This is a genomic window from Sphingomonas sp. AC449, from assembly GCF_979253475.1.
Map to the genome: position 1 here is coordinate 1 of NZ_CEEDCZ010000012.1, position 24,258 is coordinate 24,258.

A 24,258-nucleotide genomic window follows, 5' to 3' on the forward strand; every position below is an offset into this window, starting at 1 on the left:
GCGCTACCGGGGGCTGGTGTCCCGTGGGGGCGGCGCCGCGTCGCGGGCAAAGCCCGCGTCGTCGGACGGCGCTACGCGCCGCCGGCCGGGCTTGCGCGAGTCAGCGGGGCGTGGCCCGCTGCCGCGCTTCGCCTTAAAACGGTAACCACCTGCTTTTGTGGGTGATGTTCATGTATCCGACGTTCACCCCCGCGCGCCAGCCGACGCCGAGCCGGATCGGGATCAGCACGACGTTGCCGCGGCGGAGATAGGTCGCGGCGAATCCGCCGACGAGATAGAGCCGGCCCTCGACCGCGGGGAAGCGCTTGTAGAGCTCCTCGGTGTCGTAGAGATTGTAGACGAGCACGAAGACCTTGTTCGCGTCGCCGCCGACGTCGAACCCGACCGACGGCCCGGTCCAGTAGACGGGCTTCTCGCCCTCGACCTTGTGGTTCATCAGCCCCGAGCCATAGCGGACGCCAAGGATGAACGCGCCCGACGCCTCGCGCCCCGCGATATAGGCGTTGGGCTGGCCCTGGTCCTTGAGGATCTTCTCGAGGATGCCGCCGAGCCCCGCCGCGCCCTTGCCGAACACGCCTTCGCCCGCCGCGAGCAGATCGTCGCGTTCATAGGTGTCGGCGGCGCTCATCGTCGCCTCCGCGCGCGTCTGGGCACCGGTCGCGGGTGCGACCTGCGACGGGGCGGGCGATTCGACGGGCTCGACCGGGGCGGGCTGCTCGGGATAGCGCGGCGACGGCTGCGTGCGCGTATCCGCCTGCGTGCGTTGCTGCGGGGCGAGATCGCCGTCGATCGCCTGATTGGGGTCGATCGTGCGAACCTGCGCGGGCGCGCTGCTCGCGATCGACGCGGCGAGGGCGCCGAGCCCGAGCCAAAAACTGCGCATGATGATCTTCCCCGATACGTGAATGCCCAGCTAACCAATCCGGGCCTGACCCCGCAATGAATGAAACGGCGGAAAGAGTCGATTTCACGCTCGAACACCGTGCAACACCAGTTGCCCCCCGCGCAGACCCCCGCTATAGCCCCGCACCTGCTGCAGCCGGAGACGTGGGTGAGTGGCTGAAACCAGCGGTTTGCTAAACCGCCGTACCGGGTTTACTGGTACCGAGGGTTCGAATCCCTCCGTCTCCGCCATTTTGCACTGAAATCTTCAGCCTTTTGAAGCCCCTCCGCGGCGTCTGCTTCGGGTGCCGGGATCGCCAGGTGGCGCGGTTCGGCTTGCGCCGGCCTGTACGCGTGCATTGTCGGCAGTCGCCGCTTGGGGAAGGCACTTAATCGTCGGTCGCCCGTTGCCTTCATCTACGCCGGGAGATGGATTTTGACGAAAGACCGTATCGTGGCTGTTGGTCTCCTGACCCAACGCGATCTCGACGTCCTGGGGTCGGGGTTTCATCGCCTGTTCTCGGTCGCTGCGGACGAAGACGCGGATGACGGGTTTGCGGATCTGATCGCGGAACTCGACAAGATCGAGGCGATCACGCCCGATCCCCGGTATCGCCGTCGGTGACGTGCGGCGCGCGTCGGGCGCGTTGACGCACGAGGGCGCGGCGGCACCCGGGTGCGCAGGAGTCGTCAGAACCCGCGGGCTGGGCTATGGTCGGCGCGGGGGACCAGCATATGTTCGACGAACTGGCCGCGGATGCCGCGCGCTTTGGCGACGATGACGAGATACGCCGCATCCTCGAGGAGGTGGCGGCGCTCACGGGGATGGGATTCGTCGCGGTCGCGCGCGTGACCGAGGCGCGCTGGATCGCGTGCCAGGTGCTCGACCAGATCGACTTCGGCATGTCGCCGGGGGACGAGCTGCGCATCTCGACGACGATCTGCAACGACATCCGCGAGTCCGGCAATGCGGTCGTGATCGACGACGTCTCCGCCGATCCGCGGTGGAACAGCCACCCGGCGCCCGCGCTCTATGGCTTCAAGAGCTATGTCTCGCTGCCGATCGTCCTGTCGGACAACTCGTTCTACGGGACGCTGTGCGCGATCGATCCGCATCCGCGCAAGCTGGCGCGCGCGGACATCGTGCCGACGCTCAAGCAATTTGCCGACCGCGTCGCGCAGATCGTGTCGCAGCGGCGCCCTGCCGCCGCGCCGTCGACCGACGCGTAATTTGCCTGACGTCGCAAAACCGGCTTAGGTCGGCGCATGGAAAACACCACATCCCCGCTCGACCTGTTCACGCTTCTCGAAATCGCGCTGGAGCAGCGCAGCGAGGCGGCCGACGCGTTCGACATCTTCAAGGAGAATGCGGTGATGGCGCATGCGCCCGCCCCCGGTGATGCGCCCGGTGACGCGGCCGGCGTGACCAGCGAGGACGCGGCCGACGCGGCGGCGGGCGAAGCCGACGCGTACAGCGCGCGCGTCGAGGCGCTGCTGAGCGCCGCGTCGGACACCGAGCTGGCGAGTGCGTATCAGCAGACCGGCGGCGACATCGGGCATCCCGTTGCCGAGGCGCTGCTCGGCGAGATCAAGCGCCGCAGCCCCGGCAACTGATCGATGTGCAACCGCGCGCGGTTCAGCGGCGAGCCGGATACGATCTTCGAACGGTTCGGCGGCGAATGGCTGACCGACAAGCCGATGGACAACCGGTTCGATCCGAAAGAGCTTCGCCCGTTCAGCCGCGCCTATGTCGTGCGCGACGAGGGCGCGCGGCGCGGTGTCGACGTGATGGAGTGGGACGTCCTTGCGGGGCAGGCCAAGCAGGCGGGGCGCAAGGTCGCGCAGACCAACGTTCGCACGCTCCATCTGCCGCAATGGCGTTCGCTGGTGAGCGATCCTGCCAACCGGTGCCTGATCCCGCTGACCGAATTCTGCGAATGGGCGCGCGAGCCGACCGACCTTGGCGACGGCAAGAAGCCGATCAAGGGCGAGATGTGGTTCTCGGTCACCGATCAGCCGGTGTTCGCGATCGCCGGGTTCTGGCGGCAGGTCGGTGAGCAGCGCTATTTCGCGATGGTGACGTGCGACGCGAACGAACTGGTCGCGCCGATCCATCCCAAGGCGATGATCACGATCCTGCGACCCGACGATCACGACCGCTGGCTGACGGGCAGCTATGACGACGTGCTGGCGCTGCAGCGGCCCTATCGTGCGGATCGGATGCAGGTGCGCGGCCCGGTGTTTCCGACGCGGACGCTGGCGGCGTAACGCGCCGTGTCGCGGTCGGTCGGTGCGGTGACCCGCTACGCGACCTAGCGCGCGATGACCCTGAGCGCGCGTCGCGTTTCCCATCCCGCCGTTTCGAGTTCGGGTGTCACGCCGTCGGTTTCGGGATAGCCGATGCAGAGATAGCCGACGAGCTGCCACGCGGCGGGCACGTCGAGGATGTGCGTCATGCGTGCGGGGTCGAGGATCGATACCCAGCCGAGCCCGATGCCCTCGGCGCGTGCCGCCAGCCAGATCGTGTGGATCGCGATGACCGCCGAGAACGCGACGCTTTCGGGCATCGTCGCGCGCCCGAGCCCGTGGCCCTGTTCCGGATCGGGTTCGACGAACACCGCGACATGGCAGGGCGCCTGATCGAGTCCTGCGAGCTTGAGGCGGGCATAGCGTGCGCTGCGTGCGTCGTCCTGCGCGGACAAGGCGGCGGCGTTGCATGCGACGAAATCCGCGCGCACCGCCGCGCGGCGGTCGGGGGACTCCACCGTGACGAAGCGCCAGGGCTGGCTGAGCCCGACCGACGGCGCGGTTGCGGCTGCGCCCAGCACGCGATCGAGCGCGCCGGGCGGCAGGGGCACGCGACGGAAGCGGCGCACATCCCGCCGCCACGCGAACAATGTGTCGAGCTGATGGCGGAAGCCGGCATCGAACTCGGGGGCGGAGAGAGGGGCGGTTGGCGGGGCGGGGGGCATGGCGTGCCGGTCTAGCGGGATGGCGCGACGCATCCAATCCGCCGCAGCGCCGGCCGCGCGGACCGGTCCCGGTCAGACCGGCGGGGTGAGCTGCCAGTAGGTCGCGTAGCGTTCGTGCGCGATGCGGTGATAGGGGATCAGGCGGACCGGCTGGTTGTCGGCGGAACGCGTCGCGAATTCGAGCGGGCGCGTGCCGGGCGTGAGCGTGCCGGGGGTGTCGTTCGGCATGGCGGGAAGCGTCGGCGCGGTGAACGGCGTGTCGTTGTACGCGCCGTATTTGCGTTCGTTGACGATGATGTCCGCACCGGGGGCCAGCCCCTCGCGACCGAGTGCGCCCGCAAGGACCAGCGGGCCATAGGTGAACGCGACGATGTCGGGGGCGACCGGGTTGCGCTGGACCGCGACGTCCATCGCCAGCCGGAGCTCGACCGTGTCGCCGCTGCGCCAGGTGCGCGCGACGTCGACATAGCTGCCGGGCCGGGTCGAACGCGCCGCCTCGGTGCCGTTGACGAGGACGATCGCGGTGCGGCTCCATTGCGGGTGGCGCAGCTTGATCGTGGCGACGGTCGGGCGGGCGGATGTCCAGCGCAAGCTCGTCGTCGGAACGTCGGGAAACAGCGTCGTCTGCGTGACGCGCGCCGCCTTGTCCTTCCACGTCACCGCGGAGGGGATGAACAGGTTGACGTAGAGCGCGTCGTCGTCGTGGAAATAGATCGAGTCGCGGTATTTGACGTGGTTTTCCATCCCCGTGCCGGTGCAGCACCAGAACGAATCTTCGGGGCTGTGATAGAGCTTCATATAGCCCGGCCGCGCGCCCTGAAAATAGGTGGTCATGCCGCTGTCGGGGTCCTGCGACGCGAGGATCCCGTTGTAGAGCGTGCGTTCGTAATAATCGGCATAGGCGACCTGCGGATCGTGCAGGAACAGCGCGCGCGTGAGCTTGAGCATGTTGTGCTGGCAGCAGGTCTCCGATCCCTTGGCGGAGAAGACATGCGACGCGAAGTCGGCGACCGGGAAGAAATGCTCGTTGTCGCCGTGCCCGCCCGTCGCGAACGACCGGGTGAGCGCGACCGTCCGCCAGAAGAATCGCGACGCGTCGTGGTAGTCGGATTTTCCGGTGACCTCCCACAGCCGCTGATAGCCGATGATCTTGGGCAGTTGCGTGTTGGCGTGCAGCCCGTCGAGCGTGTCGCGACCCTTGGCGAGCGGCGCCAGCACCGCCTTCTGCGCAAAGCGTTCCGCGGTCCGGCGATAGTCGGCATTGCCGGTCATGACGTAGAGGTCGGCGAAGATCTCGCTCATCCCGCCATGTTCGGTCTCGAGCATGGTCTCGAACTGCGCGTCGTCGAGCGATCGCGTCGCGACCACCGCCCAGTCGGCGAACCGCAACAGCACCGCGCGCGACGGTGCGCTGTCCGCGAGCAAGGCACCGTCGCGCAGTCCCGCAAAGACCTTGTGCAGCGTGTACCAGGGCACGCCCGTGATCGGATCGCCGCGCAGATGCGTCGCGAGCAAGGCGGCGCCGTCGGGGAACGCGCAGACGAGCCCCGACCCCGCGGCCTGCTGGCATTCGGCGAGTTCGCGCGCGATATGATCGATCCGGCGCTTGTATTCGCGCTTGCCGGTCGAGCGATAGGCGAGCGCGCACCCCGACAGATAATGCCCCAGCGTGTGGCCGTGGCAGTTGATGTCCGCCCAGAGCGGATCGGATTCCCACCCGCCATAGACGGGCGCCTTCGGCGTCAGCCCCGCGTTGACGCGGAAATTGTGCAGCAGCCGGTCGGGTTGCAGCGCAAGCAGATACGCCTCGGTCTTGTGCTGCGCATGCAGGAACGGGCTGTCTGACAAGGTAACGTCGGCGAGGTCGAAGGCGCGCAGCCTGGCCGCCGGGATGGCCGCCGTACCGCCCGCGGCAAATGCCGCTGCAGTGCGCGCGGTCGACAGCATCGTCCCCGCCATCAGCGCGTGCGCGCCTGCGCTGACGAGGAAGGCGCGACGCGATCGGCCTGCGGGTCGCCCTGCATTTCGCCCTGCAATTCGGGTGTCGATCATCTGCATCCTCCAACGCTTTTGTCGGAGTGATAGCAGGATGCGGGCGAGAGGGAAGGGCGCCGATCCACCGCGGTTGATCGGCGCGTCGACGCGGCCGGGTCCGGTCCGGACGCGATCGGCCGATGGTAGCGACGCTCAAAACGGTAGCGCGCACATCGGCAACCGCCCTCACAGGTCGGGGCGAATTGGCCTAGCCAAAGCATATTGACTTGCTGACAACTATCGCCGAGGTAGCGCTATCAACGATCTGTGTGAAGCAGGCATGACGAGGGATGGATGACTTGGGTGCTACGCAATTCTTCTAGTCGCAACGCGGGAGCGCATCGCTCCTGCCGGTTGCCCGCGTGTCGTGACGATGCCCCCTGGGTCCCCGGGCGGCCGCGTCATGATCGTCGGCGCGCGGCCTGATCGGTTCGTGCAGCCCCCCGGCCGTCCACCCCGCTTACCCTGAACTTTACGTCCAGCCGCCGACGATTTTGCCTCCTGTCCAACGCACGGCAGCGAGGTTCCAGAGAGGATCCCGATCATGACGTCCAAGTCGAAGCCCGCCCGCAAGACATTGCCGCATCTGTCCCGCGGCGCGCTGTTGTGCGCGACGACGCTGGCCGCGCTGTGCGTGTCGGCCGCGAGCGCGCAGACGGTCCCGCCGCCGCAGGAGCAGGTGCCCGAAAATGGTCAGGACAACGGCCCCGCGACGCCGCCCGCGCCGCAGACCGACACGACGCAGGGGACGCCTGCCGAGGACATCGTGGTCACGGGCTATCGCTCGAGCCTAGCCAAGTCGACCGACGCGAAGCGCGCGTCGACCGGGTTCACCGATTCGATCTTCGCTGAGGATATCGGCAAGTTCCCCGACACGAACATCGCCGAATCGTTCAACCGCATCCCCGGCATCACGATCACGCGCGACGTGACGGGCGAGGGCACCAACGTCGCGATCCGCGGATTGGGGTCGAACTTCACCAACGTGACGCTGAACGGCGCGACGATCGCGGTCGCATCGTCGGGCGCGACGGATGCGCAAGGCACCGACCGCTCGGTCGACCTCAGCTTCTTCCCGACCGAATTGTTCACCAAGCTGACGGTCAACAAGAGCTATACCGCGGATCTTCTCGAAGGCGGCGCGGCGGGTAACATCGACCTGCGGTCGGCGCGGCCGTTCGACCGCGCGACGGGGTTCCTGAACTATAACGTCCAGGGCACGCGCCAGTCGCCCGAGGACCGGATCGGCGCGCGCGGCGCGCTGATCGGCAGCTGGCGCACCGAGCGCTTCGGCATCCTGGCGGGCGTGTCGGCGCAGCGGCTGTTCACCGATACGCGCGGGTTCGAGACGATCGGCTATACCAACCCCGCGCTGACCGCGGCGCAGTGCGGCGCCGCAAGCGGGTGCAACACGACGGGCGGCGGCAACTGGACGATCCCGGCGGTGGTGCCGGCGGGCGCCGGCGGCGGGCTGGTCGCGGGCACGCCGATCGACCGCGCGTTCCTGCTCGCGAACAATCCCGGCGCGACGATCCAGCAGATCGACAACGCGCTGCTGCCGCGCCTCGGGCGCACCACCAGCATCCGCGGCCCGCGCGACCGCATCAACGCGATCGTCAGCACCGAATGGCAGCCGACCGACACGCTGCATTTCTACATCGACGGTCTGTACGGCTACAAGAAGAACGAGCTGATCCGCGAGAACATGGCGTGGATCGTGCGCAACGGCGCGGTGATCCCGACCAACCTGACGTTCGACAAGGCCGATTGCACCGTCGGCTGCGTGGTGACCGGCGGCACGTTCGCCAACGCGCAGTTCTTCAACGAATTCCGCCCCTATACCGAGACGACCAAGCTGTTCAGCGTCAATCCGGGCGGCGAATGGGAAATCTCGCCGACGCTCAAGGCCACGCTGCAGGGCAATTATGCGCGATCGACCTTCCACCGCGAAAGCCCGACGGTCGGCATGACGACGCCGCTGGGCGTGGGCAATACGGTGACCTATTCGAACACGGGCGGGATGCCGACGATCACGAGCGGTCTCGACCTCAACGATCCGGCGAATTTCGGGTGGAATCCCGGGAGCCGCGTCAACATCTCCGACGAGCGTCGGCTCAACAAGAGCAAGGGCGCGCGCGGCGACCTGACCTGGGGCGACAAGGCGCTTAACATCAAGGTCGGCGGCGCGTTCGACGACGTGTCGCGGCGGATCCGCGGGTTCGACAACAGCCAGGCGTGGCAGAATGCGGTCTGTGGCAACAATCCGAGCGTGTTCGTCCCGTCGCCCAATACGCAGCCACCCTGCGAAGGGCTGAACGCGCCGGGCGTCGTGCCCGCGGGCTATCCGACCTATCCGGGTCTGGGGACGGGGGCGACCACGGGCGTCGCGGGTCCGCTGTCCTATGGCGGGTCGCTCGTGCCCAATGCCGCGGCGCCGGGCTATCTGACGCCGGGGCCTGCAGGGTTCGTCACGGTCGACTGGCCGGCGTTCGCCGCGGCGACCAACTATCAGTCCTTCCACGACAGCGCGCCTGACAGCGGCGGCGCCAACACCGGTGCGAGCGGCGGCCTGATCCGCGAGATCGTCAAGTCGGCGTTCGCCACGGTCAACGGCGCGCAGGAGCTGGGCGGCAACATGCTGCGCTTCAATCTCGGGCTGCGCTACGTCAACACGATCCAGCAGATCACCGGGCGCGTCTCGCTTCCCGATCCGCGCAACACGCCCGCGGCCGGCGGCAGCCTGCCCGATGGCAGCCGCTATCCGAACATCGTCAGCATGGTGTCGACGCGCAACGCCTATTCCGAATGGCTGCCCGCGGCGACCTTCGCCTATGACCTGAGCGAGCAGGCGGTCGTTCGCGTCGCCGGGTCGCGGACGCTGACGCGCCCCGATCCGTCGGCACAGCTGCCCGGCGTCAATTTCGGCGCGCCCTCGGCGGATCAGGCGAGCATCGGCAACCCCGCGCTCGAACCCTATCTGTCGACCAACCTCGACCTCGGTTTCGAATATTATACCGGCCGCGAGGGCGTGATCAGCTTCAACGCGTTCCGCAAGTCGATCGAGGGCTTCACCAACACCGCGATCAACACGGTCGCGTTCGCCGAACTCGCGCAATACGGCATCACCTACGACACGCTGAACCCGACGCAGCAGATCGCGCTGAACTCGCGTGGCGGCCCGACCGTCGCGCAGGTGCAGGTGACGTCGCAGGTCAACGTGCCCAACAAGCTGACGATCAACGGACTGGAATTCCAGTGGGTCCAGCCGCTCGATTTCCTGACGCGGATGATCGGCGTCACGGGCTTCGGCTTCAACGCCAACGCGACGATCGTCGACCAGCGCAGCGACGGCCCCGCCACCGCGTTCGGCGTGTCGCCGTTCACGTACAACATCACCGGTTTCTACGAAAAGAACGGCGTGATGCTGCGCGTCGCAACGACCTCGCGGCAGGGTGCGCAGAACAGCGGCGCGGCGCAGAACGGCATCCCGTCCGCGGCGTTGTTCGGGACGGACTATACGACCTACGACTTCTCGTCGTCGTTCGACCTCGACAAGATCTTCGGGATTGCGGGCGCGCCGCAGCTGACGATCAACGTGGCGAACTTCACCGATGCGACGTTGCGCTCCTATTTCCAGTTCGAGAACGCGACGTTCACGCAGTACAAGCCGGGACGCCAGTTCCTGGTCGGCCTGCGCGGGACCTTCTAGGCGCGCGCGATGTCGTCGGGCGGCCGGTGGCGGCCCGACGACCGTATCGGCAAGTGTGCGGCGGGGATCGGCCCGGGGAAGGGGCCCGCCGGCGCGGATTCAATCAAGATAACAAATTGGCCAGTCAGAAAATTGACAAGTGTCATGCCAAATCAGCCTGCTATACTATAAGACGCGCATGGCGACAGGCGCGCATCGACAGCAGGAAGACGATCAATGAGAATGACCCAGACCATGCGGTGGTTCGGCCCGAACGACCCGGTCGGGCTCGGCGCGATACGGCAGGCGGGTGCGACCGGCGTCGTCACCGCGCTGCACGAGGTGCCGAACGGCGCGGTCTGGACCGAGGCGGCGATCGCCGAGCGGCGCCGGATCATCGAAGCGGCGGGGCTCGACTGGAAGGTCGTCGAAAGCCTGCCGGTCGACGAAGGGCTCAAGACGCGCGGTCGCGACTGGGATCGGCTGATCGAGGCCTATGTGGCGAGCCTGCGCAACCTGGCGGCGCACGGGATCGACGTCGTCACGTATAATTTCATGCCGCTGCTCGACTGGACGCGGACCGACCTGGCGTGGCCGCTTCCCGACGGCGCGCGTGCGTTGCGGTTCGAGTTCGAGGCGCTGGCGGCGTACGACATCCACATGCTGCGGCGTCCCGGTGCGGCGAACGACTATGACGCGGCCGTCGTCGCGAGGGCGGAGCAGCGCTTCGTGGCGATGGACGAGGCCGCGCGCGTCACGCTCGAGCGGACGATCATCGCCGGGCTGCCGGGCAGCGAGGAGAGTTTCAGCTCGCCCGAACTGCTCGACTGTATCGCGACCTATGCGGATATCGACAGCGAGCGGCTGCGCGCGAGCCATGTCGCGTTTCTCGAGGCGGTGTGCCCGGTCGCGGAGGCGGAGGGGATCCGGCTGGTCGTCCATCCCGACGATCCGCCCTTTCCGCTGTTCGGATTGCCGCGCGTCGTCAGCACCGAGGCGGACGTCGCCGCGCTGTTCGACGCGGTGCCGTCGCCCGCGAACGGGCTGTGCTTCTGCAGCGGATCGTTCGGCGTGCGCGCGGACAACGACCTGCCCGGGATGGTCCGACGGCTCGGCGACCGGATCGGCTTCCTCCACCTCCGCTCGGTCCAGCGCGAGCCCGATGGCGCGTTCCACGAGGCGCCGCATCTCGAGGGCGATGCCGACATGCCCGCGATCATGGCCGAGATCGTCGCGTTGCAGGCGCGGACCGGGCGGTCGCTGCCGATGCGCCCCGATCACGGCCACCAGATGGTCGACGACCTGACCAAGACGACCAACCCGGGCTATTCGCTGATCGGCCGGTTGCGCGGGCTGGCCGAGCTGCGCGGGCTCGAACGCGGGATGACCTATCGCTAGGGTCGCCGGAGCCTCAGCGGCGCACGCTCACGGGCCGATATCGATCGCCTTGGCCTCGGCCCGATTGGCGGCGGCGCGCGCGAACCCCAGACGTTCGGCGACCGGGTCGTTCCACCCGTAAGGATCGGTGCGGAACGCGACGCGGCCGTCATCGCCGACATAGACGTTGTGATAGAGCAACCGCACGGGGATGCGCGTCGGCAGCGGGACGAACGTCATCTCGCCCGACATCTGCGCGGTCTGCCATGCGTCGGCGACGCCCGCGTCGTCCGCGAGCATCTGTGCGAATCCCGACGCATCCTCGACGCGGACGCAGCCGTGGCTGAGATGTCGCTGGCTGCGATCGAACAGCCCGGGCGCCGACGTGTCGTGGAGATAGATCGCCTGGTCGTTCGCCATGTCGAACTTGACGAGCCCCAGCGCGTTGCTCGGCCCCGGCTGCTGGACGATCCAGCCGTCGCGGATCACCATGTTGTGCTCGGCCAGATAGTCGGGACCGACATTGGCCATCTCGCCGTTCTGGATCGACTTGGGCACCGTCCAGGTCGGGTTGGCGACGAGGCGATAGATCGGGGACGAGAGGCCGGGGGTCTCGCGGCCGGGTTCGCCGACGATGACCTTGCGCTGATCGACGAGCACGCCGTCGCGGTAATAGCGCAGCTGCGCCGAGGCGGTGTTGACGTCGATCCGTGTCGCGGGCGCGGTGCGTGCGAGCCAGCGCCGCCGCTCGAGCCCGACCGCGAGCGAGCGTGCCCGGTCGCCCGCGCCGAGGTTGAGGACCTTGAGCGTGTCGGGACCGACGACGCCGTCCGCGGCGATGCCGTAGTCAGTCTGCAGCCCCTTCACCGCGTCGGCGAGCGCCTGCGTGTAGAGCGTCGGGGCGGCGGTCTGGCCGGGAGGCGGGGGCGCGGCGATATCGGGCGCGGCGATCGTGTAGCCGCTCTCGACCAGCTGCTCGACGATCGTCGCGACGCGCGGATCGCGCATGCCGACGCGGATTACGCCCGACGGGATCGCGATGGTGGGGGAGGCGACCGCAGCCTTCGCGCTGAACGCGAGATAGGCGGCGGACAGTGCGGCATAGTCGGCATCCTGCGGCGCGAGGCCGTCGAACCAGGCGGGCAGCGCGTTCGCCGCCAGTGCGCGCGCGAGGCCCGCGACGAGATCGACCTTGGGACGCGGCAGCGTGTAGACATCGTGCAGCGTCGCCGGATCGACGCGCCCCTGTGCGAGCGCCGCGGCATAGTCGAGTGCGGCGCGCGTCCGCGCGATATCCTCGTCCGCCGCCGCGCTGCCGCCGGAAACGCCCGAGTCCTGCTCGGGCAGGAACGCTACGCGGTCGAGCCCGTGACGCGCGCGGTCGGCGAGGATCCGGTCGAGCGCCGCGGCGTTGCCCGCCGACCAAAGCGCGTGCCAGCCCGTCTTCGCATAGAGCGCGCGCGCGGATGCGTCGGTGACCGCCTGCTTGTCGATCACCGCGGTTCCGCCCTCGATCGCGGGGAGGCTTGGCGCGCTGCTCTTGGCGGCGGCCGGTTTGGCGCGCGCGGGCGCCTTTTTCTGGGGAATTGGCGCGGCGATGGCTGCCGGCGCGGGCGCCGTCGGGACGAGCAGCAGCACCGCGGCGGCACCAAGCGCATGCCGGGCAAGCGAGGGCCGGGCGCGTAAGGGTCGTGATGTCATGCCTATTGAACGTGCGACATCGCGCATCGGGTCAGATCCACGCCCAGATTTCGCTGCTGTGCTCCGTGTCGCGCGCCGCGTTGCGGCGTGCGCATGGTACGCGCGGGCGTCCGAGCAAAGCTATGTACGGTATCAGGGACTTGCGACGCGCGGACACTATCGGTAGCAATCGGATCGATTTGGAACAGAGTGAGAACCGTTCGCCGCTGCGGCAGGCCGATGGCGCGATGGTGCATGCGTGCGCCGTTGCCGCGTTCGAGCAGTCGCTCGACCGGACCGATCCGTTCGTCGCGGGGTTCGAGGATTCGAACCTGGCGATGGCGATCAGCGATCCTGCGCTCGACGACAATCCGATCATCTACGTCAATGCGGCGTTCGAGCGGCTGACCGGCTATCGCCGCGACGAGGTGGTCGGGCGCAATTGCCGGTTCCTGCAGGGTCCGCTCACCGATCCGCGCGATGTCGGCGCGTTGCGCGACGCGGTGGCGCGCGAGACGCGGATCGAGATCGACCTGCTCAACCATCGCAAGGACGGCAGCGCGTTCTGGAACCGGCTGCTGGTCGCGCCGGTGTTCGATGCAGCGGGCACGGCGCGGTATTTCATCGCGTCGCAGCACGACGTGACGCTCGAACGCGACCGGCTCGTCCAGTTGATCGCCGAGCACAAGGCGCTCGAGGCGGATGCCGCGGACGCACAGGCTCGGCTGGCGGACAGCGCGGCGCAACTCGCGTTCGCGCTCCGCGCGGGGCGGCTGGGCGCATGGACGTTCGAGCCGCGCGCGCAGCTGCTCAACGCGTCGGCGGGGTGCAAGGCGGTGTTCGGCCGCGATGCCGATGCGGTGTTCGGCTATGACGAGTTCCAGGCGGCGATCCATCCCGAGGATCTGACGCGCGTGCTGGAGGCGATCGCGGCGACGCTGCGCGACGGCAGCGACTATGACATCGAATACCGGATCGTGACGCCCGGCGGCGAGGTGCGCTGGGTCGCGATCCGCGGCGAGCTGCTGCAGCGTGCGGACGGGACGCCGTTGTCGATGACGGGCTTTTCGACCGACATCACCGAGCGCAAGCGCGTCGAGGAACACCGCGCGCTGCTCGCGGGGGAGCTGACACACCGCGTCAAGAACACGCTCGCGACGGTCAGCGCGATCGTCAACCAGACGCTGCGCGATGCCGGGTCGATGGACGAGGCACGCGACACGATCGGCGCGCGGATCGGGTCGCTCGCGGTCGCGCACGACCTGTTGCTGCGCGACGAGGTGGCGGGCGCGACGATGGGCGACATCGTCGCGGGGGTGATGGCGCCGTTCGACGATGGCCGGGGGCGGCTGTTCACGATCGCGGGGCCGGTGGTGTCGCTCGAGCCGCGCGTGACGCTCGCGCTGTCGATGGCGCTTCACGAGCTCGCGACCAATGCGAGCAAATATGGCGCGCTGTCGGTCGCGAGCGGGCATGTGACGATCGCATGGCGGATCGTGGTCGGCGATCAGGGCCGGCGGCTGGCCTTCCGGTGGGAGGAGGAGAACGGCCCCGTGGTGACGCCGCCGACGCGGACGGGGTTCGGATCGCGGATGATCGAACGCGTGCTGGCGCAGCACCTGCGCGGCGCGGCGAAGATCGACTATGCGCCGTCGGGTGTCGTCTTCACGATCGACGCGCCGCTCTGAATGCCAAAGCCCGCGCCGCTCTCGACACCCGACGGCCGCTATATCGTCGTTCGTGGCCGGCTGTGGCGCACGGCGAACCCGGATCTGTCCGAGGCGGCGCGCAGCAAATTCGTCGCGGCGCTGATGGACGCGCGCCGCGACGTGGCGCGCACGCGCAAGGCCGGCGATGCGGAGGGCGAGCGCGCCGCGCATTCCGCGGTCGATGCGGCCAAGCGCCAGCTCGGCGAGCGCGGGCCCGTCTGGTGGCACGACGGCGCGCCCGACCTGAACCGGCATCTCGCGCGCACGACGCCCTATGCCGACTGGTTCGCCTCGATCGCCCCCGATGCGGAGGGCGCGGCGCGCTGAACGGAGGGGCGTGACGCCCGAATGAACTTATTTACAGGACCGGTCTGCTTTTATCGGGCCCGTTGCGAGCGGCGCTTCGTTGGAAGCCTCTGTAATGCCGGGAAACACCAATGTGCCATGCGCTCGTAATCGAAGATGACTGGCTGATCGCCGATCATATCATCTGCCTGATCGAGCAGGCTGGTGCGACCTCGATCGCGCAGGCGGATACGCAGGATGCGGCAATCGAGCAGGCGCGGCACCGCCGTCCGGACATCATCGTGTCCGACGTCAAGCTGCTCGAGGGCACCGGTCCTGCCGCCGTCCAGCGCATCCTGTCGCACTATGGCGACCTGCCCGTGATCTTCGTGACGGGGACGCCCGAGGACTGCATTCCATTTGCGCCGCCGATGGTCATCCTCAACAAGCCGGCGAACGACGCGGTGGTGGTCGACACGTTCCGGCGACTCGCGCCGCGTTAATCCGTTGCCGCGTCACGCGCGCGGCTCGGCGTGAAATGATCGAGGAAATTGGTCAGTTCGAGGCGGCGGCTGGCCTCGTGCGCGAACTCGCGGTCAACTCCGAGCGCCCATAGCAGCGTCCGGCGGTCGGGCGAGTCATGCAGCGCGTCGAGTTCGGCCGCACGGCGTTCGACATCGTCCTGCGTTTCGGCCAGCCCCGCTTCGATGAGATCGTCGGCCTGTCGCCGCAACGCGATCGCGATCTCGCGCGGGGCGAGCTCGGGGTGATATTGGACACCCCAGAAGACGCCGCCGTCATGGCGGATCTCCGCCGCCTGGATCCGGGTCACCGCGTTGCTCGCGAGCAAGGTCGCGTCGTCGGGAAGCTGCTCGATCTCGTCGCCGTGAATCGCCGGCGCCTCCCAGCTCGGTGCCCGACCCGCGAGCAGCGGATGCATGCGGCCGTCGGCGGTGGCGGTGATCCGGCGTGCGACGCCCGCCTCGATCCGCTCGGGCATCTTGCGCACGCGGCCGCCCGCCGCGGCGACCGCGAGCTGCAGCCCGGCGCAGGATCCGAACGACGGCGTGCCCGAAGCGAACACCGCGCGCATGAACGCGAGCTGGCGGCGGACCGGGGGGGTGTCGTCATAGACGTGGAGCGGCGATCCGGTGACGAACACCGCATCGAACGCGCGCAACGCCGCCGCGTCGAACTGGCCGGCCTCATCGTCGGCGGGCGCGACGATCGTGATCCGCGCGTCGGGGCGCAGCTGTTCGAGCGTCGCGGCGTAGGTTTCGCCCGAACTCTTGCCCGCGTGACGGCGACGCGCGTCGCGCTGATCCGCGGTCTCGCTTTCGGCGACGAGAAAATGGGGCAATCGGAATCCTTTTCGCGAGCGCGGTCGACGGCGGCGTCAGCCGAACATTTCCATCTGGCGCGGCTTCGGCGCGACGATCGGGCGAAGCTCGGCGCGGTCCGACAGCGCGACGGGGCGCCAGTCCTCGGCGATGATGAACGGGCGCAGCTTGGCGACCGACACCGTCAGCCGCGCGACGTCGGCGAGATGGAGCCGGCGCCAGCGGCGGCTGGTGAGGATGCCGTTGACCGCCTTCACGCCGAGCCCGGGGACGCGGAGCAGCATCTCACGCGGCGCGCGGTTGACGTCGACGGGGAACGCGCCGCGAAACTTGAGCGCCCAGGCGAGCTTGGGGTCGATGTCGAGCGGGAGCATGCCCGTCGCATCGTCGGCGGCGGCGACCACCTCGTGCGGCTGGAACTCGTAGAAGCGCATCAGCCAGTCGGACTGGTAGAGCCTATGCTCGCGCATCAGCGGCGGGCGTTGCAGCGGGAGCACCGCGCTCGCGTCGGGGATCGGGCTGAACGCCGAATAATAGACGCGGCGCAGGCCGAACCGGTCGTAGAGCGTCGAGGCCTTGCGGACGATGTCGCCATCGGTGGCGGCGTCGGCGCCGACGATCATCTGCGTCGATTGGCCCGCGGGGGCATAGCGTGGCGCGGACTTGTACTTGGCCTTGGCGTCCTTGCCGTCAACGATCGACGCCTTGACCTCGCGCATCGCGGTCTCGATCCGCACGCCGTCCTTTTCGGGGGCGAGTCGCTTGAGGCCGCCGGCGGTCGGCAGCTCGACATTGATCGACAGGCGATCGGCGTAGAGCCCCGCCTGGTGGACGAGTTCGGGATCGGCGTCGGGGATCGTCTTGAGGTGGATATAGCCGCGGAAATGATGATCCTCGCGCAAGCTGCGCGCGACCTCGACCATCTGCTCCATCGTGTAGTTGGACGAGGCGATGATCCCCGAGGAGAGGAACAGCCCCTCGATGTAATTGCGCTTGTAGAAGGCGATCGTCAGGTCGACGACCTCCTTGGCGGTAAAGCGCGCGCGGCGGACGTTCGAGCTCTTGCGGTTGATGCAGTAATGGCAGTCGAAGATGCAGCTGTTGGTCAGCAGGATCTTGAGCAGCGAGATACAGCGGCCATCGGGCGCATAGGCGTGGCAGATCCCCATGCCCTCGGTCGAGCCGAGCCCCTTGCCGTCCTTCGAATTGCGCTTGGCGGTGCCCGACGATGCGCAGGACGCGTCGTATTTCGCCGCATCGGCGAGGATCTCGAGTTTCTCGCGGGTGTCGAGCTGCGCCATCCGTTCGCATTACGTTCCGGAAGGCACGCTGTCGATTGATCGGGATCAACCTATTGTGATTAGTCGAATAACCCGATCACATAGCGGATCGCATCGACGAAACTGCCAAGGCTGATCGGCAGAAGCAGCAACGCGAGCGCATAGCCGAGCAGCAGGCGGCTGAGCGCGCGTTCATGGCGAAAGACCGGCTTGCGCGGCGGCAGGTCGTCCTTGCGCGGCCAGATCGTCGAGTCGTCGAGGAACATCTCGCGAGCATATCGCAGGTCGGCGGGGTTTGGGAAGAATCCGGTGTGGTGGCGATCACGCCAGCGCGACGAGGTCGGTCGCGGCCTGGAGGTCGACCGAGACGAGGCGGCTGACGCCGGGCTCGATCATCGTGACGCCGAACAGCCGGTGCATGCGGCTTATCGTGACGGCGTTGTGCGTGACGACGAGGTACCGAGTCGCGGTGTCGCGCGCCATCCGGTCGAGCAGCGCGCAGAACCGGTCGATATTGGCGTCGTCGAGCGGTGCGTCGACCTCGTCGAGCACGCAGATCGGTGCGGGGTTGGTGAGGAACAGCGCGAAGATCAGCGCGACGGCGGTGAGCGCCTGTTCGCCCCCCGACAGCAATGTCAGCGATTGCAGGCGCTTGCCGGGCGGCTGCGCAAGGATCTCAAGCCCCGCCTCGAGCGGATCGTCCGAATCGACGAGGTCGAGATGCGCCGCGCCGCCGTCGAACAGCGTCCCGAACAGCCGCTGGAAATGATCGTTGACCGCGGCGAAGGCGGTCAGCAGCCGCTGGCGGCCTTCACGGTTGAGCGTGCCGATCGAGCCGCGCAACCGCTGGACCGCCTCGCCCAGCTCGGCGCGTTCGGCGGCGTTGCCGCCCGATGCGGATTCGAGCGCTGCCAGTTCGCGATCGGCCATCAGGTTGACCGCGCCGATCCGCTCGCGATCGGTCGTGAGCCGCTCGAACCCGCGCGTCTCGTCCTCGGGCGATCGGACATCGGCGGCGGCGAAGCCGAGACGCTCGGGGAGCAGCGGGGCGGGGCATTCGAACCGTCGACCCGAGACGCGTCCCGCCTCGATCCGGCGCTGCTCGTGATTGTCCGCGCGCGTGGCCGCGGCGGCGCGGTTTTCGCGCGCGGTGGCGAGCGTTTCGGCGGCGAGACGCTGGCCGTCCTCGGCGGCGCGCAGCGCGGCGTCTGCGGCCTGTTCGGCGGCGTGAAGCGTATCGGCGGTCGCGCGCGCGGCGGCATTGTCCGCATCGAGCGCGGCGAGCTGGCGATCGAGCGCGGCGGGGCGATCCGCGATCCGGTCGGCATCGCGCGCGAGGTCGATCTCGCGCCCGTCCATCGCGCCGATCCGCTTGGCCGCCTCGCCGGCGCGTGCGCGCCAGCTGCGGATGTCGGCCTGCGCCGCGGCGAGGCGTTCGCGGTCGGTCGCGCGGCTGCGGTCGAGGGCGCCGCGTGCGCCGCGTGCCTGCGCGACCGCGGTGCGGCACGCCTCGGCGGTGCGGTGGAGCCCGGCGACCGCGGCGGCGCTGGCGCGGGCGTCGGGCAGCGCGGCGACGGCGGCGTCGGCCGCGCGCTGTTCGGCGCGCGCGGCGTCCTGTTCGGTGTCGATGCGGTGCGCGCGCAGGTCGAGATCGGCGCGCTGGCCGACGAGCCGTTCGAGCGCGGCGGCGGCGCGGTCCTCGGTGCGTTGCGAATCGCGGACGCGCGTCTCCGCTGCGCCAAGACGCGTCCGCGCGTCCTGCGCGGTGCGGCGGGCGGCGGCGATATCCTGGTCGATCGCGCTGCGTTCGGCGTCGCGCGTCGCGACCGCGTCGGCCGCGGCGGGGCGCGCGGCCTGCAGGGCGTGCAGCCGGTTGAGCCGTTCGAGCCGCTCCGCCGCGGCGGCGCCGCTCCCGGTCGCGACGAACCCGTCCCAGCGCCGCAGCGTGCCGTCGCGCGTGACGAGCCGCTGGCCGACCGCGAGCGGGCTGCCCTCGTCGATCTCGGCGACGAAGACCTGCGCGAGCCGTCGCGCGAGCACCGCGGGCGCGTCGACCTGCGCGGCGAGCGGCGTCGCACCCGGGGGTGCGGTCGGGTCGTCGGCGCGCGGCGTGGCGCCCGTCCACGCGGCGTGCGGCGTGTCGAGATCGTCGCCAAGCGCGGCGGCGAGCGCGCGTTCATGGCCTGGGGTGGCGGTGACGTGGTCGAGCAGGCGGTCGCGACCGCTGCGCTGCGTCGCACGGGTCAGCGCGGCCGCCTCGCTGTCGATCGCGGTGAGGTCGGCGCGGGCGGTCGCGCGCGCGGACTCGGCGGCATCGCGCGCGGCGATCGCGTCGCGTTCGTCGGTTTCCGCCTGCCCGAGCGCATGACGCGCCGCGGCGGCCTCCTCGATTACCGCCAGACGCGTGGCGGCGGCGGCGTCGCGCTCGGTCTCGATCGGGACGGCATCGCCAAGCGCGGCGCGCGCTGCGCCGAGTTGTGCCGCGTCGCGTGCCGCACGATCGGCGCGCGCACCGGCGGCGGCGCGCGCGGCGGCGGCGACGCGCGTCTCGGCGACGTCGCCCGCATGACGCGTCATCGCCTGCGCGAGCGCGACCTCGGCATCGCGCGCGCGCCGTTCGGCCTCGACCTGCGCGGCGTCGAGCGCGGGGACCGCAGCGGTTGCCTGCGTGATCGCGGCGTCGAGCGCGGTGGTCTCGTCGGCGAGCCGCGCGAGCGCATCGGCGGCATCGCGCGCGAGACTGCCCTCGCGCGCGCGATCCTCCGCGATCCGGCGGCGTGCGTCGGCAAGCCCGGTCAGCTGCCGGTCGATCGCGGCGCGTTCGGTGCGCAGGCTTGCGAGCGCGTGCCCCGTCTCGGTGGCGGCGTCGCGCGCGGCGAGCGCTGCGCTGCGCGCGGTGGCGACCGCCGGGCCCGCGTCGAGCCGGTTCGCGGCGGTGGTCCGCTCGACCGCCGCGGCGTCGGACACACGCGCATCGGCGACCGCCGCGGCCAGCCGCGCGGCATCCGCGGCGGTCGCGGCCTCGTGCCAGCGCGCGAAGACCAGCCTGGCTTCGGCGACGCGGATCTGCGTGGAAAGCTGTCGATAGCGTTCGGCGGCGCGCGCCTGGCGCCTGAGCGCGGCGACGCGCGCGTCCTGGTCGGCGATCACCGCGTCGAGCCTGGCGAGATTGGCCTCGGTCGCGCGCAGCCTGGCCTCGGCGTCCTTGCGGCGGACGTGCAGCCCGGCGATCCCCGCCGCATCCTCGAGCATCGCACGGCGATCGGCGGGTTTGGCGGCGATCACCGCGCCGATCCGGCCCTGGCTGACCAGCGCGGGGCTGTGCGCGCCCGTCGCGGCATCGGCGAAGAGCAGGCCGACATCCTTCGCGCGGACGTCGCGGCCGTCGATCCGGTAGGCGGAACCCGCGCCGCGTTCGATCCGGCGGACCACCTCGCATTCGTCGACCCCCGTCGGCCCGGCGATCTCCGCGAGGATCGAGACCTCGGCGAAATCGCGCGGCGGGCGCGTCGCGGTGCCCGCGAAGATGACGTCCTCCATCCCCGATCCGCGCAGCGACTTGGCGCTGGCCTCGCCCATCGTCCAGCGGAGCGCCTCGAGCAGGTTCGACTTGCCGCAGCCGTTCGGCCCGACGACGCCGGTCAGCCCGGGTTCGATCCGGAGGTCGGCGGGTTCGACGAAGCTCTTGAACCCGGTAATGCGGAGGCGTTTGATCTGCACAGCGCGCGCGCTCCCCTGGGATGGCGACGGTAGCTCAGCCGGCGGGTTGTGCCGAGGGGATATCTGCGTCGGGGGTTTCGCGTTCTGGCGATCGTTCCCCGCCGGGAGGCCGAGAGTGACGAAGGGGAGGGAAGGAAAACCCTTGTTCCGCGTCCTCCCCCTCCGTCAGGCTGCGCCTGCCACCTCCCCCTGGCGGGGGAGGAGCGTCAGCGCAGTATCTGGCTTAAGCGCCGGCGGCCTTCAGCGCCTTTTCCATCTCGCTCCACGACAGCACGTTCTCGAGCTTCTTGCCGTTGAGCAGGAAGGTCGGCGTGCCGGTGACCGTGCCCGACTGCATCGCGTCCTCGGTCGGCTTGGCCATGACCTCGAGCTGCTTCTGGTCGGCGAGGCAGGCGCGCGCCTTGGCCTCGGGGATGCCGCGCTGCTTGACGAAGTCGATCGCGCCCATGTGCTCGGCGAGCTTGGTGGCGACCGCGGTCGGGGGCAGGTTGGCGAGGCTCTGCTGCAGCGCGGCAGGCATCGTCTGGAGCTTGTCGAGGAAGGCGTTCTGGTTCTGGTACATCTGCTCGAGGATCGGGAAGAACGGCGCGGTGCCGCCGCACTGGCCAAGCAATGTCAGCGCGACGTCGGGCGCGCCGTGGACGAGGAAGTCGCGGAATTCGAAGCTGACCTTGCCGGTCGAGACATAGGTCTCGGTCAGCGGCTTGTACGCCTCGCGGCCGAACGCGCCGCAGGTCGGGCACGAGCGCGCGCCATATTCGACGAGCTTGATCGGGGCATTGGGGTTGCCCATCAGATAGCCTTCGGGCGTCTTGACGACGGTCTCGGCCCAGTTCTGGCCGGCGGGTGCGGTCGCGGCGGCGACGGGGGCTGCGGCCTGCGTGGTGTTCGACGTGTCGCCACCCGAACATGCGGCGAGCGCGAGCGGCAGGACGGCGAGGGCGGATACGAGCTTCATGCGGTGATACTCCAACGAAATTAACGGGCGCCGGCGGTGCGCAGCGCGGGTTCGAGCTGGACCCAGCCGCCATGCGGCACGATCTTGCCATTGATGAAGAAGGACGGCGTCGAATCGACTTCGGCGGGCGCGGCGGCGGTGATCGCGAGGATCCGGTCGACCTCCGCACCGTCCGCGAAGCATGCGTCGATCGCGGCGGACGACAGCCCGCGCGCCTTGACCAGATCGGTCAGCCCCGCGCCATCGGCATAGGCCCTGAGCTGCGCGGGACGCGGGTAGAGGCCGACGCGCGCGGCGTTCACCTCCTGGAACTCGATCCCGCGCTTGAGCCAGACGGGCTGCGCGGCGAAGATCGCGGCGGAGGTCGGGAAGAAGCCGCGCGGGCCGGTGCAGCGCGCGAGCACCGCCGCGGCGAGATCGAGCCGGTCGCGGATCATGTGGCGGAATTCGAGGCTCGTCGAACCCGAGGCGATCATCCGGCCCTTGAGCACCGCCTGCGACTGCGTCGAGAAATCGGCGCAGTGCGAACAGGTGTAGCTCGCATATTCGACGAGCTTCACGCGCGCGGTCGGGCTGCCGAGCACATAGGTGCCGCTCGCGGTCCTGGCGACGGGGGGCGCCTTCTGCGCTGGCGTGGCGGCGGTGAGGAGAACGAAACCGAGAAACGCGAAGAGAAGGCGCATTCAGCTGATCCTGGGAAGGCCGTTCGTCGAGGCGACGCCGGCGGCTAGTGATTCGAGGACCGCGCGCAGCTCGGGATCGGCGATCCCCTTCAGGCTCTGGCCGAGGTCGGCGGGCACGGTCCTGATCGCGGGGGGCGCGGCCTTGACGCGGGGGCGGGCGACCTCCCCCTGGCGGATCGTGATGCGCGCGACCGCGGCATAGCCGAAGAAGCGGTTCACGCGCTCGGTGATCTCGGGGATGACGTGCTGCATCATCGGTGCATGCGCGCCGCGGACGGTCAGCGTGAGGACGCCGTCCTGTTTCTGCCCCATCGGGAAGCGGATCGATTCGGGCGTGCTGACGCCGGCGAATCGTTCGCCGACGATCTCGGGCCAGCGGCTGACGACCGAGGACTGGACGAAGCCGAAGCGGCGGAACGCGGCGCCGCCGATCGCGGGCAGCAGCTCGGCGACCGCGCGCGAGCGGTTTGCGCGGGGGGCATCGGCGTCGATCTTGGGCTTGCGCGGCGCGGCCTTGCGCTTGGGCGCGGCGCGCGCGCCGGTCGCCGCCGGGCCGTTTTCGTCGATGCTGGTGCCGGACGGGTTGCTCATCGCAATCCCCATGCCATAGGCGGCGCGTGAACGCCAAGCGCTCTTCCGTCGCCGACGCCCTGCTCGACTGGTACGACCGGCATCGTCGCGAGCTGCCGTGGCGCGCGAAGCCGGGCGACCCGGTCGATCCGTACCGCGTGTGGCTGTCCGAGGTGATGCTCCAGCAGACCACGGTCGCCGCGGTCACGCCGCGGTTCCTCGCCTGGACCGCGCGCTGGCCCGATTTCGCGAGCCTCGCCGCGGCGGAGGACGCCGACGTGATGGCCGCGTGGGCGGGGCTTGGCTATTATGCACGCGCGCGCAACCTGGTCGCCGCGGCCAAGGTGGTGGTCGCCGAGCATGGCGGCGTGTTTCCGCAGACCGAGGCCGAATTGCGCACGCTGCCCGGGCTCGGCGCCTATACCGCGGCGGCGGTGGCGGCGATCGCGTTCGGCGCGCGCGCGGTGGTGGTCGATGCCAATGTCGAGCGCGTCGTCGCACGGCTGTTCGCGATCGAGACGCCGCTGCCCGCGGCACGGCCCGCGATCCGCGCGGCCGCGGACACGATCACGCCCGATGCGCGCGCGGGCGACTTCGCGCAGGCGATGATGGACCTCGGCTCGTCGATCTGCACGACGCGCAGCCCGAAATGCCTGTTGTGCCCGCTGCGCGCCGATTGCGGCGGCTATGCGCAGGGCGCGCCCGAGCGGCTGCCGGTCAAGGCGAAGAAGGCGGCCAAGCCGCAGCGTTACGGGACGATCTTCTGGCTCGAGCGCGCGGGGCAGGTGCTGCTGGTGCGGCGGCCCGATACGGGGTTGCTCGGCGGGATGCGCGCGCTGCCGACGGGGCCCTGGGCGGATGCGCCGCCGGGGTTTGACGAGGCGCCGGCGCAGGCGGACTGGCAGATGCTCGAGCAGCGCGTCGTGCACGGCTTCACGCATTTCGACCTCGAACTCGCGCTTGCGGTGGCGCAGGTCGAGGCGCATCAACCCGGCGAATGGTGGAGCATCGACGCGCTGGACACAGCGGGGTTGCCGACCGTTTTCTTGAAGGCCGCCAAGGCGGTACGGACACGATAGG

At 69.6% G+C, this 24,258-nt stretch carries 21 protein-coding genes and 1 tRNA gene; 11 read left to right on the plus strand and 11 right to left on the minus strand.

The window, feature by feature from the left end:
- Window positions 1-133: 133 nt before the first annotated feature.
- Entirely contained in the window at window positions 134-883 is a 750-nt protein-coding gene (locus AC0CH3_RS15730) for a DUF1134 domain-containing protein (RefSeq protein WP_354301217.1), read from the minus strand.
- A 158-nt stretch (window positions 884-1,041) separates the two neighbouring features.
- On the opposite strand from AC0CH3_RS15730, the gene AC0CH3_RS15735 reads away from it, so the two are divergent.
- The 5 genes from AC0CH3_RS15735 to AC0CH3_RS15755 all read left to right on the plus strand — a co-directional run bounded on the left by AC0CH3_RS15735 (window position 1,042) and on the right by AC0CH3_RS15755 (window position 3,150).
- Window positions 1,042-1,134 (plus strand) — tRNA-Ser (locus AC0CH3_RS15735).
- Window positions 1,135-1,336: 202 nt separating this feature from the next.
- Window positions 1,337-1,507, plus strand: a complete 171-nt coding sequence (locus AC0CH3_RS15740) for a hypothetical protein (protein WP_200916162.1) — start codon at window positions 1,337-1,339, stop codon at window positions 1,505-1,507.
- Window positions 1,508-1,617: 110 nt separating this feature from the next.
- Window positions 1,618-2,112 (plus strand): GAF domain-containing protein, encoded by a 495-nt coding sequence (locus tag AC0CH3_RS15745; protein WP_333995238.1) that lies wholly within the window; start codon window positions 1,618-1,620, stop codon window positions 2,110-2,112.
- Window positions 2,113-2,148: 36 nt separating this feature from the next.
- Entirely contained in the window at window positions 2,149-2,496 is a 348-nt protein-coding gene (locus AC0CH3_RS15750; protein WP_354301239.1) for a hypothetical protein, read from the plus strand.
- A 3-nt stretch (window positions 2,497-2,499) separates the two neighbouring features.
- Window positions 2,500-3,150, plus strand: a complete 651-nt coding sequence (locus AC0CH3_RS15755) for an SOS response-associated peptidase family protein (RefSeq protein ID WP_354301241.1) — start codon at window positions 2,500-2,502, stop codon at window positions 3,148-3,150.
- A 44-nt stretch (window positions 3,151-3,194) separates the two neighbouring features.
- Here AC0CH3_RS15755 and bluB read toward each other — a convergent pair whose 3' ends face one another.
- On the minus strand, window positions 3,195-3,887 hold the full coding sequence (gene bluB / locus AC0CH3_RS15760) for a 5,6-dimethylbenzimidazole synthase (protein WP_354301243.1): 693 nt from the start codon (window positions 3,885-3,887) through the stop codon (window positions 3,195-3,197).
- Window positions 3,888-3,926: 39 nt separating this feature from the next.
- Complete coding sequence (locus tag AC0CH3_RS15765; protein ID WP_354301245.1) at window positions 3,927-5,906, minus strand: beta-L-arabinofuranosidase domain-containing protein; 1,980 nt, start codon at window positions 5,904-5,906, stop codon at window positions 3,927-3,929.
- A gap of 526 nt (window positions 5,907-6,432) precedes the next feature.
- On the opposite strand from AC0CH3_RS15765, the gene AC0CH3_RS15770 reads away from it, so the two are divergent.
- Together AC0CH3_RS15770 and uxuA are read left to right on the plus strand one after the other, a co-directional pair.
- Entirely contained in the window at window positions 6,433-9,597 is a 3,165-nt protein-coding gene (locus AC0CH3_RS15770; RefSeq protein ID WP_354301247.1) for a TonB-dependent receptor, read from the plus strand.
- 222 nt (window positions 9,598-9,819) lie between these two features.
- Window positions 9,820-10,974 carry a mannonate dehydratase gene (gene uxuA, locus AC0CH3_RS15775; RefSeq protein ID WP_354301249.1) on the plus strand — a complete coding sequence of 385 codons (1,155 nt, stop codon included), beginning with the start codon at window positions 9,820-9,822 and terminating at the stop codon, window positions 10,972-10,974.
- A gap of 27 nt (window positions 10,975-11,001) precedes the next feature.
- On the opposite strand, the gene AC0CH3_RS15780 is transcribed toward uxuA, so the two are convergent.
- Window positions 11,002-12,654, minus strand: coding sequence for a L,D-transpeptidase family protein (locus AC0CH3_RS15780; protein WP_354301251.1), 1,653 nt, complete (start codon window positions 12,652-12,654; stop codon window positions 11,002-11,004).
- A 179-nt stretch (window positions 12,655-12,833) separates the two neighbouring features.
- On the opposite strand from AC0CH3_RS15780, the gene AC0CH3_RS15785 reads away from it, so the two are divergent.
- From AC0CH3_RS15785 to AC0CH3_RS15795, 3 genes are all read left to right on the plus strand, one after another.
- Window positions 12,834-14,321 (plus strand): PAS domain S-box protein, encoded by a 1,488-nt coding sequence (locus tag AC0CH3_RS15785; RefSeq protein WP_354301253.1) that lies wholly within the window; start codon window positions 12,834-12,836, stop codon window positions 14,319-14,321.
- Entirely contained in the window at window positions 14,322-14,669 is a 348-nt protein-coding gene (locus tag AC0CH3_RS15790; RefSeq protein WP_354301255.1) for a hypothetical protein, read from the plus strand.
- A gap of 110 nt (window positions 14,670-14,779) precedes the next feature.
- The gene (locus tag AC0CH3_RS15795; protein ID WP_465238049.1) at window positions 14,780-15,130 is read left to right on the plus strand and encodes a response regulator; all 351 of its coding nucleotides are present in this window, start codon (window positions 14,780-14,782) and stop codon (window positions 15,128-15,130) included.
- Here AC0CH3_RS15795 and AC0CH3_RS15800 read toward each other — a convergent pair.
- The 7 genes from AC0CH3_RS15800 to AC0CH3_RS15830 all read right to left on the minus strand — a co-directional run bounded on the left by AC0CH3_RS15800 (window position 15,127) and on the right by AC0CH3_RS15830 (window position 23,199).
- Window positions 15,127-15,987 (minus strand): type 1 glutamine amidotransferase, encoded by an 861-nt coding sequence (locus tag AC0CH3_RS15800; RefSeq protein ID WP_465238050.1) that lies wholly within the window; start codon window positions 15,985-15,987, stop codon window positions 15,127-15,129. The two genes, AC0CH3_RS15795 and AC0CH3_RS15800, sit on opposite strands and share 4 nt — an antisense overlap.
- A gap of 36 nt (window positions 15,988-16,023) precedes the next feature.
- The gene (locus tag AC0CH3_RS15805) at window positions 16,024-17,268 is read right to left on the minus strand and encodes a putative DNA modification/repair radical SAM protein (protein ID WP_056017397.1); all 1,245 of its coding nucleotides are present in this window, start codon (window positions 17,266-17,268) and stop codon (window positions 16,024-16,026) included.
- A 59-nt stretch (window positions 17,269-17,327) separates the two neighbouring features.
- The gene (locus AC0CH3_RS15810) at window positions 17,328-17,513 is read right to left on the minus strand and encodes a hypothetical protein (protein WP_056017394.1); all 186 of its coding nucleotides are present in this window, start codon (window positions 17,511-17,513) and stop codon (window positions 17,328-17,330) included.
- 55 nt (window positions 17,514-17,568) lie between these two features.
- Window positions 17,569-20,967 carry a chromosome segregation SMC family protein gene (locus tag AC0CH3_RS15815; protein WP_465238051.1) on the minus strand — a complete coding sequence of 1,133 codons (3,399 nt, stop codon included), beginning with the start codon at window positions 20,965-20,967 and terminating at the stop codon, window positions 17,569-17,571.
- Between the two features lie 223 nt (window positions 20,968-21,190).
- Window positions 21,191-21,925: a thioredoxin domain-containing protein gene (locus tag AC0CH3_RS15820; RefSeq protein WP_056017388.1), complete on the minus strand. Its 735-nt coding sequence runs from the start codon at window positions 21,923-21,925 to the stop codon at window positions 21,191-21,193.
- Between the two features lie 20 nt (window positions 21,926-21,945).
- Complete coding sequence (locus tag AC0CH3_RS15825) at window positions 21,946-22,608, minus strand: DsbA family protein (protein WP_465238052.1); 663 nt, start codon at window positions 22,606-22,608, stop codon at window positions 21,946-21,948.
- Window positions 22,609-23,199 (minus strand): DUF721 domain-containing protein, encoded by a 591-nt coding sequence (locus AC0CH3_RS15830; RefSeq protein ID WP_056018983.1) that lies wholly within the window; start codon window positions 23,197-23,199, stop codon window positions 22,609-22,611.
- A 26-nt stretch (window positions 23,200-23,225) separates the two neighbouring features.
- Here AC0CH3_RS15830 and AC0CH3_RS15835 point away from each other — a divergent pair, with 26 nt between their 5' ends.
- Window positions 23,226-24,257, plus strand: coding sequence for an A/G-specific adenine glycosylase (locus AC0CH3_RS15835; protein ID WP_457325096.1), 1,032 nt, complete (start codon window positions 23,226-23,228; stop codon window positions 24,255-24,257).
- The last annotated feature ends 1 nt before the right edge of the window (window position 24,258 follow it).

Excerpts from the sequence above, each read along its gene's own strand:
- AC0CH3_RS15730 (WP_354301217.1), bottom strand. The coding sequence starts at position 883 with ATGCGCAGTTTTTGGCTCGGGCTCGGCGCCCTCGCCGCGTCGATCGCG.
- AC0CH3_RS15745 (WP_333995238.1), top strand. The coding sequence starts at position 1,618 with ATGTTCGACGAACTGGCCGCGGATGCCGCGCGCTTTGGCGACGATGAC.
- AC0CH3_RS15750 (WP_354301239.1), top strand. The coding sequence starts at position 2,149 with ATGGAAAACACCACATCCCCGCTCGACCTGTTCACGCTTCTCGAAATC.
- AC0CH3_RS15755 (WP_354301241.1), top strand. The coding sequence starts at position 2,500 with ATGTGCAACCGCGCGCGGTTCAGCGGCGAGCCGGATACGATCTTCGAA.
- bluB (WP_354301243.1), bottom strand. The coding sequence starts at position 3,887 with ATGCGTCGCGCCATCCCGCTAGACCGGCACGCCATGCCCCCCGCCCCG.
- AC0CH3_RS15765 (WP_354301245.1), bottom strand. The coding sequence starts at position 5,906 with ATGATCGACACCCGAATTGCAGGGCGAAATGCAGGGCGACCCGCAGGC.
- AC0CH3_RS15770 (WP_354301247.1), top strand. The coding sequence starts at position 6,433 with ATGACGTCCAAGTCGAAGCCCGCCCGCAAGACATTGCCGCATCTGTCC.
- uxuA (WP_354301249.1), top strand. The coding sequence starts at position 9,820 with ATGACCCAGACCATGCGGTGGTTCGGCCCGAACGACCCGGTCGGGCTC.
- AC0CH3_RS15780 (WP_354301251.1), bottom strand. The coding sequence starts at position 12,654 with ATGACATCACGACCCTTACGCGCCCGGCCCTCGCTTGCCCGGCATGCG.
- AC0CH3_RS15790 (WP_354301255.1), top strand. The coding sequence starts at position 14,322 with ATGCCAAAGCCCGCGCCGCTCTCGACACCCGACGGCCGCTATATCGTC.
- AC0CH3_RS15795 (WP_465238049.1), top strand. The coding sequence starts at position 14,780 with ATGTGCCATGCGCTCGTAATCGAAGATGACTGGCTGATCGCCGATCAT.
- AC0CH3_RS15805 (WP_056017397.1), bottom strand. The coding sequence starts at position 17,268 with ATGGCGCAGCTCGACACCCGCGAGAAACTCGAGATCCTCGCCGATGCG.
- AC0CH3_RS15810 (WP_056017394.1), bottom strand. The coding sequence starts at position 17,513 with ATGTTCCTCGACGACTCGACGATCTGGCCGCGCAAGGACGACCTGCCG.
- AC0CH3_RS15820 (WP_056017388.1), bottom strand. The coding sequence starts at position 21,925 with ATGAAGCTCGTATCCGCCCTCGCCGTCCTGCCGCTCGCGCTCGCCGCA.
- AC0CH3_RS15825 (WP_465238052.1), bottom strand. The coding sequence starts at position 22,608 with ATGCGCCTTCTCTTCGCGTTTCTCGGTTTCGTTCTCCTCACCGCCGCC.
- AC0CH3_RS15830 (WP_056018983.1), bottom strand. The coding sequence starts at position 23,199 with ATGAGCAACCCGTCCGGCACCAGCATCGACGAAAACGGCCCGGCGGCG.